Consider the following 1,126-nt stretch of genomic DNA (forward strand, 5'->3'; position numbering starts at 1 on the left):
CGTAGCCGGCATCGTGGATGCGCTGGGCCAGGACGTCCGGAGGGAGCCGGCCGCCTTGTGATGCCGTAATGGGATCTCCAATGACCCTCATCAGGAAGAACACCAGCGTCACCAAAATGAAGACGGTGGGAATGATCAGGAAGAACCTGATGACGATGTATCTGCCAAGCCCTCCCCCGGCTTTGGACTTGCTCTTGGGAGCAACGATCCCGGGCTCGGCCTCGGGTACCTCTATAAGTGTTGTCATTATTACCTGTATTTCCTGCCCGTGGATTGCGCGGGATTGGGCTCATGCGCGCCGGCCAATGTGGTGGTCAGCAAAGGAGGCGGGACACCGGATCAGTGTCCCGCCTGCCTTCTGGTCACAACGGTGCGGTTACTTGGAAATGACTCCAAGGCGGAACTTGAAGGACGGATCCAGCGTCTTGTCCACACCGTTCACGCCGCTTCCGACCACCGCGACCTGCGCACCCTGGAGCAGCGGCAACGTAGAGATGTCCTTGGCAAGCGCGTTCTGGACATCCTTGATGGCCGACTCCCGGCTGGTCTTGTCTGCATCAACAAGTTGCTTGGCGATCAGTTCGTTCACGGCAGGGTTGTTGTAGTGGTTCTTCAGGAAGCCGCCCTCCGGGAAGAACGGCGTGAGGTAGTTGTCGGCGTCGCTGAAGTCGGGGAACCAGCCAAACTGGAACAATGGGTATTCATCGGCACGGCTGGCCTTGCTGTAGGTGACCCACTCGGTGGACTGCAGGTTTACCGTGAAGAGGCCGGACTTCTCCAGCTGTTCCTTGACCATGGCGTACTCGTCACCGGAGGATCCGCCGTAGTGGTCCGGGTTGTACTGCAGGTTCAGGGCTACGGGCCCGGTGATCCCGGCGTCGGCCAGGACCTTCTTGGCCTTGTCCAGGCTCGGCTTTCCGTCATCGCCGTATGCGTCCTTGAAGGACTCATTGGCACCGAGGAATCCGCTCGGAACGTTCGAGTACAGAGGCAGGTAGGTGCCCTTGTAGACCTGATCGGCAATGGCCTGGCGGTCAACGAGGTTGGCCACGGCCTGGCGTACTGCCAGTGCCTTGGCCGGGTCCGCGCCCTCAGCCTTGGTCCCGTATGGCATGGTGTCGAAGTT

1 protein-coding gene and 1 pseudogene are annotated in these 1,126 nt (G+C 60.2%); both read right to left on the minus strand.

Going from position 1 to position 1,126, the window contains the following annotated elements; genetic code table 11:
• Positions 1–247: pseudogene (locus HP499_RS24450) on the minus strand (ABC transporter permease); the annotation flags it as partial.
• Positions 248–376: 129 nt separating this feature from the next.
• Positions 377–1,126: ABC transporter substrate-binding protein (locus HP499_RS24455; RefSeq protein WP_253951784.1), on the minus strand; the 750-nt coding region annotated here is incomplete at its 5' end.

Origin of the sequence: Paenarthrobacter sp. CM16 (assembly GCF_013179505.1) — a bacterium.
Taxonomy (GTDB): Bacteria; Actinomycetota; Actinomycetes; order Actinomycetales; family Micrococcaceae; genus Arthrobacter.